Origin of the sequence: Streptacidiphilus sp. BW17 (assembly GCF_041262485.1) — a bacterium.
Taxonomy (GTDB): domain Bacteria; phylum Actinomycetota; class Actinomycetes; order Streptomycetales; family Streptomycetaceae; genus Streptacidiphilus.
Window position 1 is genome coordinate 1 of sequence record NZ_JBGCCR010000069.1, and the last position, 8,133, is coordinate 8,133.

Sequence of the window (8,133 nt, forward strand, 5' to 3'; positions counted from 1 at the left end):
GGCCATCAACAGCCTCGCCGGCTACTACGGCGAACGCGTCACGACGAACTGACAGTCACCGACACCCGGCCACCCACAAAGATCAGGACACTCCCGCGCTGACCAACGCAGCAGACCTGCACCTCGGCGATCACCTCCGCGAACCCAGCGGAGCGGTTGCCACCGTAGCCAAGGTCCGGAACTACACCAGCCACATCGTCACGTACAACCTCACCGTTGCCGAAGTTCACACGTACTATGTATTTGCTGGCACGACGCCGATCTTGGTTCACAATTCTTGTCCGCCGATGGACCTTGATGCTGCTTTGCAGTCAGGTGCACAGGCCGACCGCGGCGGCTATTCTTTTGCTGGACGCGCCTTGGCCAAGCATGCGGGGAGGAATGGAAACCCCAATGGCTGGCCGATTCCTTCTGGAGTGCAGAATCCTGCGGCGTGGAATGCTACGGGGCAGGAAATGCTCGATAACATTCTGAAGAACCAGGGTTCCACGTTCACCCAGGGCTACGGACGCATCGGTGGGCAGTGGCAGGATACGATCGATGTTCGACTTCCGAGTGGCCTGGGGGCAAGATTCTCGCTGACCGGCCAGTTCTCGGGGTTCCTAGACTAGGGAACGGGTGGAGTAGATGTCATTTCGTGAGTTCAACGGTCAAAGGATCGAGGTCTTGGACTTCGACGACGTGACCTCCGACGAGCGCGTGATCGAGTTCCGAGACCCCGACAGTTCAAGTCAGGAGTCCCTGATTGCCGTCGTCATCCCTCACGACGGTTGGCCAGCAGCGATCGTGAGCTTGAACCCACGCATCGCTGGTGTAAGTGCGGACCTCATGGAATGGGCGATCGGAATCGCTCGAAGTCTTGCTGGCTGATCCTTTGATTTGCTGTTTCCAGGACAGCCTAGGGGTCCCACTGAAGCGTTTTCGGTGGGGCCCCTAGGCTGTCTGGCGGCAGTATTCGTGAGTCGGAGAGGAAGAAGGTTTCCGAGACGGCGAGCAATCGGCAGAATGATAGAACATTCTAGACGAACAGAAGGCCGCGCACGCGCAGGTTCCAGCCGATTTCCGCTTGGCCGTCCATGGGGCAGGTGTCGAAGACCAGGTTGGCGGCTCTGAACCCGGGGTCGTCCTGATCCGGCGCGTCCTGGGTGAGTTCGGCCCACTGGCGCTGTTCCTCCAGCCACGCGTCCTTCCGAGCCCAGGGGGTTCGAAGCCGCGCCGGCGGTGCCCATTCCTCGCGGCCTTCATCTTCCTCGGCGATGAAGCGGATCTTGACGCGTTGGGGCCGCTGCGTACCGACCTTGAGGACTTCCACCTCATGCACAGGACCGTGCTGGGGGCTGGCACGGTAGGCTCACCGTTGGCCAGGCGTTAGATCCTTGTCTCCAGCGTCTCCCATGACACCATGCTGCCCGGCCGAGGCGGCATCACGCGGAGCCCGTCCGGCCATTCGGGATGCACCAGGTCCACAATTCGACGGCTGAGTGCGTGATAGATGAGTCGCTGCCAGCGCAATCGGCTACTCGTGCCGGAGCGCTGGCAGCGACGACAGACTCGCTGATTGTTCAACTCGCGCCGTTGAGACTCCTGGCAGCCTGCGTGAAGATTTCGGCGAGGGCTGCTGCGGCACTGTGCTTCACCTCGTTGACGACTGACTGGTAGGTGTCGCGGGTGAAGGTGCTGGAGGAGTGGCCGAGGGTTTCCTGGACGACGCGGGCGTCGATTCCGGCGGTGAGGGCGTGGGTGGCGGCTCCGTGGCGGAGGTCGTGGAAGCGGATCGGCGGCAGGTTGTGTTGTTCGATCAGTTTCTGGAACTCATCGGTGATGTGGGCGAGCAATGCTCAGGACTTGTGGATCAGCTCCTGGGAGCACGCGAAGGGCGTACCTTCCAGGGTGATTGATCAAGAAGTCACCGAGTAGACCAGCGTTGCAGCGCAGGTCGGGAAGGCACGCCCTTGCTCAGCGTAGTGAATGCCGAGGGTTCCACCGAGACCGGCTCCCTGATCGACGAGATCGTCCGAGAGGGCGCCCGGCGCATGCTGGCTGCCGCCCTTGAGGCGGAAGTCAACCAGTACATAGCCGAGTTGGCCGCAGAAAGGGACGAGCACGGACACCGCCTGGTGGTCCGCAACGGCCACCACCGACCCCGGACCGTGGTCACCGCCGCCGGCCAGGTCGAGGTCAAAACTCCACGGGTGAACGACCGCCGCATCGACAACGAGACAGGCGAGCGCAAACGGTTCTCCTCGAAGATCCTGGCCCCGTGGTGCCGCAAGTCCCCGAAGGTGAGCGAGGTGCTTCCGCTGCTCTACCTGCACGGACTGTCCTCCGGAGACTTCATCCCCGCACTCGAACAGTTCCTCGGCTCGGCGGCCGGGCTGTCGCCGGCGACCGTGACCCGGCTGACCAGGCAGTGGCAGGACGACCACGCCGCCTTCCAGGACCGCGACCTGACCGACCGCGACTTCGTATACGTGTGGGCCGACGGCGTGCACCCCAAGGTGAGGCTCGGCCAGGCGCACTCGTGCGTCCTGGTCCTGCTCGGGGTCCGGCTCGACGGCACCAAGGAGCTGATCGCCCTGGCCGAGGGCCTGCGGGAGTCCACGGAGTCGTGGGCCGACCTGCTGCGCGACTGCCGCCGCAGAGGCATGAGCGACCCCGAGTTGGTGGTCGGCGACGGCGCGATGGGCCTGTGGAAGGCACTGGCCGAGGTGTTCCCCGCCGCCCGCCACCAGCGCTGCTGGGTCCACAAAGCCCGGAATGTCACGAACTGCTTGCCGAAGTCCGCACAGCCGAGCGCGACGAAGGCCATGCAGGAGATCTACAACGCCGAAAATCGAGCCCACGCCGAGAAGGCGATCGAGGCCTTCACGAAGACCTACGGCGTCAAGTGGCCCAAGGCCGTCGCGAAGATCACCGAAGACGCAGAGGAACTGCTGGCGTTCTACGACTTCCCGGCCGAGCACTGGATCCATTTGCGCACTACGAACCCCATAGAGTCCACGTTTTCCACGGTCAAGCTCCGCACCAAGGTCACCCGCGGAGCCGGCAGCCCCGCCGCCGCGCTCGCGATGGTGTTCAAGCTGGTCGAGTCCGCCCAGGCCCGCTGGCGCGCGATCACCGGAGCTCACCTGGTCGCCCTGGTCCGCTCCGGTGCCCAGTTCAAGAACGGCGTCCTGGTCGAACGCGATGTCGCCGATGCGGCCTGACCCCCGCACGCGCTCGCGCGAGGTCAGGTACGGCCGGTCTGACAGGATGGCGGCCATGGAGCGTGTCGTGATCCTCGGCCGTGGCGGCTCAGGGAAGTCCACCCTGGCGGCCACCCTCGGCTCAGTCACCGGACTTCCCGTGATCGAGCTCGACAAGCACTTCTGGGGACCGGGCCTTGAAGCGACTCCGCCGGAGAAGTGGACCGCCGTCCAAGGCGAACTCGCCCAGGCGGACCAGTGGATCATGGACGGCGACCTCGGCCCCTACGACGTCCTCGAAGTCCGGCTTCGCCGGGCCGACACCGTCATCCTGCTCGACTACTCCTTCTGGCCCTGTGCCTGGCGAGCCATGCGCCGGTCCCGGGAGCGGCTCGACTTCTGGATCTGGCTGTGGTCATGGCGGCGTCGGAGCCGGCCGCTCCTCCTCAAGGCGGTCGCGGATCAGGCCGGTGACGCGGCACTGCACGTTCTCCGCAGCCCGCGCGCCACAGCCGACTTCATCGCCCAACTGAAGGTGCACCAGCAGCCAGGCAAGCCATGACGATCCACAACTTTTGACAATTGCTCGATGTGGGCGGGGTGGAGTGGTCCGCCGTCGGCTTGGGTGAAGACCAGGCCGGTGTCGATCCAGCCTGGGCCGTGGGCGAGTCGCTGCTTGCGCTGCTGATGGCGGTGTTCGGTGAGCAGGGCGACGGTGGTGGGGTCGAGGGCGATGACGCGTTCACCGGCGTCGGACTTGGGGCGGCTGGTCTGGGTTTGCCAGCCGAGTTGGATGATTTGCTGGCTGACGGACAGGGTGTGGCTGTCGTCGAGGTCGAGGTCGACCCAGCGCACGCCGCAGGCTTCACCACGGCGTAGGCCGGTGTGTGCGGTGAGCCAGTACAGGACCCGCAGCGGGTGGTTGGCGCTGGCGGCGAGGAAGCGTGCGGTGTATTCGGCGGTCCAGACCATGACCGGGGAGGGTCGCTCGCCGGTGGCGCGCCAGCGGGCGACGCGTTCGCGGGTCCAGATCTTGGGCTTGGGTCGGCGGCGGGCGGGGAGTTTGACGAGCTTGGCCACGTTGACGATGACGAGTTGCTCGTTGGCGGCGTCGGCCAATGCGGCGCGGAGGGTGGCGCGGATGCCGTGGATGGTGGCGGGTCCGGCGATCTGACGGAAGGGCGGCATGCCGCGCAGTTTGCGGCGGGCGGCCCGGCAGGCTTTCATGCTCCGCTGCTCCCACGCCTTCTTGCGGGCCTGTTCGACGGCTTCGCGGGCGGCGTTCTCCTCGATGATGACCTGGTTGTTGGCTTCGATCGCGGTGAACATGGCGTGCAGGTGGGCGGTACGAAGGCGGTCGAGGCGGCGGTGGCCGAGGTGGGGGAGGAGGTAGAGGCGGATGTTGGTCTCGTATAAGCGGCGGGTGTTGGGGGCGATGTCGCGCTTGGTGTCCAGCCAGGTGGTGAGCCATTCGCCGACGGTGGTGTCGGTGTTGACGGGGCGTCCCAGGCTGATCCGGCTGCGCAGCTGTTCGGGGTCGGGGAGCGGTTCCTTGGCGCGTAGGGCGGTGCGGATGAGGGTGGCGATCTCGGCGCGGCAGTGGTGGGGTTCGTCGGCGTGGTCGGCCAGGGCGAGGAGTTCTTGGACGTGGCGGAGCGCGTCTTCGGCCTCGTCGAGGGTCTGGTGGCCGCCCTGGCGCAGGTGTTGGCGGGGCTGGTCGGGGCCGGAAGAGACCTGGAGCAGCCAGCACCAGGTGCCGTGGCGGTGGTTCCAGCGCCCGCCCGGCCGACGCAGTTGGGGGCAGTTGCTGCCCAGCTCCCGGCGGCGGATACGTCCGGCCGCGTCGCGGACCGGGTTGCCGTCCTCGTCGAGCACGGGGACTTTGCAGCCGCAGCGCTTGTAGATGCTTCCGGCCATCACGACCTCTCTCGTGTCGGTCACCGCCCACGGGCCGGGTGGGGCCGTGGGCGTGTGCGGGCTGGCTGCGCCGCGGTGTTGCTGGTGCAATCAGCTGGTCGGTGGTCGATCCACGCTCTGTATGGGCCCGGTTGTCAACGTCGTCTTGGCTGTTCAGGGTTGGTGTGATGAGTCGCTGCACGGACCGCGGCCGGACTCCGGGAGGGTCCGGCCGCCGTCTGATGGCTTACTCGGCGTGGTGGGGAGGCTCGGATGCCTCGGCTTCGGGGAGGCGGAGTCCGAGTAGGCGGAGCAGCACGGCGGTGGCGACGCGGTGCTGGTGGCCGGCTTTGAAGGTGGGGCAGGGGAACTGGTCGTCGCGGACGAGGGAGTAGGCGGTACTGCGGCCGATGCCGAGCAGTCGTGCGGCGGTGGGGAGATCGAGCGTGGGTGGCAGCTGCCCCAGGTCGGCCAGCGTGGGCCTCCCACCACTACTGGGCGCGGAGGCCACGGGACCGAGCGGATCGGTCAAGGTGGGCGAAGACGCGGCCGGAGGGAATTCGGTCATGCGGTCACCTCGGTGGGCTCGGAGAACGGGGAGCGCCGCGAAGATGCAGGCACTGTAAGAAACGCAATTTCCGGGCCGATCCAAACGCCTGATCAGAAATTCGAATTGCCGCCACTGGGTTCGACCCGGCTGAGTCGGGTGCCCTGTCCCTCGGTGCGCGCAGGCCCTGCCATCCAGCAGATCGGCGTTCCCGCAGGTCAGGGGCAAATCTCCGGTGCAGCTCCACTGGACGGGCAGCCGCGAAGCAGCCCCAGCGGAGGTTCAGCGGAGGCGGTTCAGACCCGGCAAGACACAGCGAAGGAGCGCGGAAGGCTGCTCCGACGGAGGGCGGCCAGAGGGCCGGCCGATCTGCCGCCCGTCCTGACGTGTTGTGAGAAGCCCTCCCAAGGTGTCGTCACGGACTTGACTTGGCAGGGGGTCCAGAGCGATCGATTGGACCACGGCCTGATCAGCGCGGTGGCCACCGCCCAGGCCACCCGGCCGGGCACCCACCACAGCACCACTGTGACCGGAGGTCCCGATGACCCACGCAACCGCCCCCGACACCGCTGATGGCCTCACACCCTGCGCCGCCAAGATCTACGCCGCCCTGCAGGCAGCACCCGGCAGCAAGGTGATCGCGCTGGCCCGCGTAGCGGGAACGGCCAACTCCACCACCGCCAACCTGCTCAAGCAGATGGAACGGGACGGCCTCGTCCGCCGCACCCGTGGCGGCAGCCAGGGCAACCGACTCCTGCCCGACCACTGGTACCTCGCCACCGTCCCTGCCCCGGACGGGCCGGAGGCGCCCGTGTCCCCGGGCCACGACCCGGACAGCAGCCACGCCGGAGACCTCACCGACACGGACGACGAAGCGGCCACGCCACCCGCAGCGCCCCAGGAGGCTGGACAGCCCGGTGAAACCGGGACACCGGCCGTCCACAACGGAAGCACCCGTGCGGAGAACCCGACTGCGCATACGGGCCCGGGGCCCGCAGCCCCTTCGGGAGAGGAGGCCCCGACCGGGCGACTGGGCCAGGGCGGCCTCAGGGCACTGGTGCACGCCTTCTTGGCCGCCCACCCCGATGCGGCCCACTCACCCACCCGGATCTCACGCCAGCTGGGCCGCAGCTCCGGCGCGGTCGCGAACGCCCTCGTAACCCTGGTCAACCAGCGGCAGGCCGAGATGGTGACATCGAAGCCCCGCACTTACCGGATCGTGGAACCTCCGACGCAGTCGAAGTAATTGAGTGCCGGGGTGGGTTGGCGCGACGCGCGTGTTCGGCTCGCCCCGGCCACAATCGGTGTCATCAGGGGAGCCCCGCAGAGCTTGCGTGATGAGAAAGATGAGGTCTCTACACCATGGTCGCCAGCAGGGTGGTAGGCCCTCGGACGACGACAGCGCCGATGAGGTTGTGTTGCGAGGCGCTATGCATGCCCGAACTCCCTGGGCATCCTGTCGACAACCTGCGTCGCCAGGCCTATGAGGGCACGTTCGTCGGGTCGACCGTCTGCGGATGACGGGAGCTGAGCTGGGTGACGGCCAGTGGGACCAGGGCGGCGACGGCGGCGTTGTCTGCTGGGTAGACGGGGACCATGGGGCTGATCACGACCAGCTCGTCACCGACCCTCACGACGGTGGCATCGCTGCGCTGGGTGACTCCCGGAAACCGCGGATACAGGATCGTCACCCGGATGACCAGGCTCTCGTCACCGAGATGGGGTCCTTCGGCGGAACTGAAGGCCGCGGTGTCCGCATGGCTTCCGGAGCCTGACAGGATCACCGTTCCGCAGTGTGCGGCGATCGTGCGCATGTCCTGCATCGCCCGGTGCGCGCCGCCTGCTCGGAATGAGTACAGAGCCTCTTCGCCGCCGGAAAGGCCTCCCTGGGAGTGGCGGGGACCGCTGAGTTGGGCGGAAGCCGAGCCGACGGCGCCGGTCGTGGCGGCGTCCACGACGTCCTGCCCCACCATGAGGTCGCACTGTGGCAAGGAGTCGGGCCCGCCGACTGAGCCCGCCGGGTAGGGTTGCGCCGTCCAACCGTTCGGCGTGTGCGAAGGCAGCAGGTGCGTGCGCAGCTCCGCGTCCGACAGGGGCGGCTTCGTGGGAGACGCTTTCCTATCCCCGGTTTGCCCGCCACACCGGTCATGACAGCCAGCACTGCCAGCCCGACCGCCAGCGCGCGCGTGCGGCGCATGGACACGGGACTCCCCAATCGAGTCGCTCGGGTGATCGATTCGGGGAAGGGTAACAAACGGTGCCGTCCCACCTGTGGACCTGTTGAATGTCCCTGACGAGGGGTGAGGCACAGGCCAGCTGAACGTCTGAAGGCGCCGCTTCTGATGCAAGGGACCGGGCCGAGCCGCTCCACATCGAACATTTCAGCCGTCGTGTTCGGGGAATTCCCGCCGCTAGGTGTATTGACCACGAGCGTTGTTGACGGTCCTGGGGGCTTGATCATGACGAAGACCTCCGGTGTGGTGGAGGTGTCTAGGCTTCACCGCA

Annotated in this window: 10 protein-coding genes; 5 read left to right on the plus strand and 5 right to left on the minus strand. The window is 66.9% G+C overall.

Going from position 1 to position 8,133, the window contains the following annotated elements:
• On the plus strand, positions 1-611 hold a 611-nt coding region (locus ABH940_RS36690), incomplete at its 5' end, for a polymorphic toxin-type HINT domain-containing protein (protein ID WP_370107259.1).
• Positions 612-666: 55 nt separating this feature from the next.
• Positions 667-870 (plus strand): hypothetical protein, encoded by a 204-nt coding sequence (locus tag ABH940_RS36695; protein ID WP_370107260.1) that lies wholly within the window; start codon positions 667-669, stop codon positions 868-870.
• A 148-nt stretch (positions 871-1,018) separates the two neighbouring features.
• Here ABH940_RS36695 and ABH940_RS36700 read toward each other — a convergent pair whose 3' ends face one another.
• Both ABH940_RS36700 and ABH940_RS36705 read right to left on the minus strand, forming a co-directional pair.
• Positions 1,019-1,312 carry a hypothetical protein gene (locus tag ABH940_RS36700; RefSeq protein ID WP_370107261.1) on the minus strand — a complete coding sequence of 98 codons (294 nt, stop codon included), beginning with the start codon at positions 1,310-1,312 and terminating at the stop codon, positions 1,019-1,021.
• 250 nt (positions 1,313-1,562) lie between these two features.
• A complete protein-coding gene (locus tag ABH940_RS36705) occupies positions 1,563-1,835 on the minus strand; it encodes a tyrosine-type recombinase/integrase (protein WP_370107262.1) in 273 nt (90 codons plus the stop codon).
• Positions 1,836-1,952: 117 nt separating this feature from the next.
• Between ABH940_RS36705 and ABH940_RS36710 the strand changes: the two genes are divergently transcribed.
• Both ABH940_RS36710 and ABH940_RS36715 read left to right on the plus strand, forming a co-directional pair.
• A complete protein-coding gene (locus ABH940_RS36710) occupies positions 1,953-3,206 on the plus strand; it encodes an IS256 family transposase (RefSeq protein ID WP_370107263.1) in 1,254 nt (417 codons plus the stop codon).
• 55 nt (positions 3,207-3,261) lie between these two features.
• Positions 3,262-3,747 (plus strand): hypothetical protein, encoded by a 486-nt coding sequence (locus tag ABH940_RS36715; protein WP_370107264.1) that lies wholly within the window; start codon positions 3,262-3,264, stop codon positions 3,745-3,747.
• Here the strand turns inward: ABH940_RS36715 and ABH940_RS36720 are convergent.
• Entirely contained in the window at positions 3,648-5,102 is a 1,455-nt protein-coding gene (locus ABH940_RS36720) for a site-specific integrase (RefSeq protein WP_370107265.1), read from the minus strand. The two genes, ABH940_RS36715 and ABH940_RS36720, sit on opposite strands and share 100 nt — an antisense overlap.
• A 226-nt stretch (positions 5,103-5,328) precedes the next feature.
• Entirely contained in the window at positions 5,329-5,649 is a 321-nt protein-coding gene (locus ABH940_RS36725) for a helix-turn-helix transcriptional regulator (protein WP_370107266.1), read from the minus strand.
• A 520-nt stretch (positions 5,650-6,169) separates the two neighbouring features.
• On the opposite strand from ABH940_RS36725, the gene ABH940_RS36730 reads away from it, so the two are divergent.
• Positions 6,170-6,874 (plus strand): hypothetical protein, encoded by a 705-nt coding sequence (locus ABH940_RS36730; RefSeq protein WP_370107267.1) that lies wholly within the window; start codon positions 6,170-6,172, stop codon positions 6,872-6,874.
• Between the two features lie 235 nt (positions 6,875-7,109).
• On the opposite strand, the gene ABH940_RS36735 is transcribed toward ABH940_RS36730, so the two are convergent.
• Positions 7,110-7,601 (minus strand): hypothetical protein, encoded by a 492-nt coding sequence (locus ABH940_RS36735; RefSeq protein ID WP_370107268.1) that lies wholly within the window; start codon positions 7,599-7,601, stop codon positions 7,110-7,112.
• Positions 7,602-8,133 lie beyond the last annotated feature (532 nt).

Bases quoted from the DNA above. Each gene is read 5' to 3' on its own strand.
- ABH940_RS36725 (WP_370107266.1), bottom strand. From the start codon at position 5,649: ATGACCGAATTCCCTCCGGCCGCGTCTTCGCCCACCTTGACCGATCCG.
- ABH940_RS36715 (WP_370107264.1), top strand. From the start codon at position 3,262: ATGGAGCGTGTCGTGATCCTCGGCCGTGGCGGCTCAGGGAAGTCCACC.
- ABH940_RS36735 (WP_370107268.1), bottom strand. From the start codon at position 7,601: ATGGTGGGGCAGGACGTCGTGGACGCCGCCACGACCGGCGCCGTCGGC.
- ABH940_RS36720 (WP_370107265.1), bottom strand. From the start codon at position 5,102: ATGGCCGGAAGCATCTACAAGCGCTGCGGCTGCAAAGTCCCCGTGCTC.
- ABH940_RS36730 (WP_370107267.1), top strand. From the start codon at position 6,170: ATGACCCACGCAACCGCCCCCGACACCGCTGATGGCCTCACACCCTGC.